Source organism: Erysipelatoclostridium sp. MSK.7.34 (assembly GCF_019041935.1).
In the GTDB taxonomy this organism is placed as follows: domain Bacteria; phylum Bacillota_I; class Bacilli_A; order Erysipelotrichales; family Coprobacillaceae; genus Thomasclavelia; species Thomasclavelia ramosa.
This window is the reverse complement of sequence record NZ_JAHPYJ010000080.1, coordinates 1-482: the sequence shown is the minus strand read 5'-3', so window position 1 is coordinate 482 and position 482 is coordinate 1. Positions and strand designations below refer to the sequence as shown.

General features: G+C 37.8%; 1 protein-coding gene. It reads right to left on the bottom strand.

Features of this window, described 5'->3' with window-relative positions; all coding sequences use genetic code 11:
* Window positions 1–482: rubredoxin-like domain-containing protein (locus KTF99_RS16915; RefSeq protein WP_217215688.1), on the bottom strand; the 482-nt coding region annotated here is incomplete at both ends.

Sequence of the window (482 nt, the reverse complement as noted above, 5' to 3'; positions counted from 1 at the left end):
GCCATTTCATGCACTGTATCATGAATTGCATCTAAGTTTAATGCTTTAGCTTTCTTAGCTAATTCTGTTTTACCCATAGTTGCTCCATTTTCAGCTTCAACACGCATCTCTAGGTTCTTTTTTGTTGAATCAGTTACTACTTCTCCTAACAATTCTGCAAATTTTGCTGCATGTTCAGCTTCTTCATAAGCTGCTTTTTCCCAATATAATCCAATTTCTGGATATCCTTCACGATGTGCAACTCTTGCCATTGCTAAATACATTCCTACTTCTGAGCATTCTCCTTCAAAGTTTGCTCTTAATTCTTTTTTGATCTCTTCATCTACGTCTTTAGCAACACCTACAACGTGTTCTGCTGCCCAAGTCATTTCACCTGTTTGTTCAACGAACTTGTCAGCCCCAACTTTACATACTGGACATTGTTCTGGAGCTGCATCTCCTTCATAAACATATCCACATACAGAACATACAAATTTAGCCAT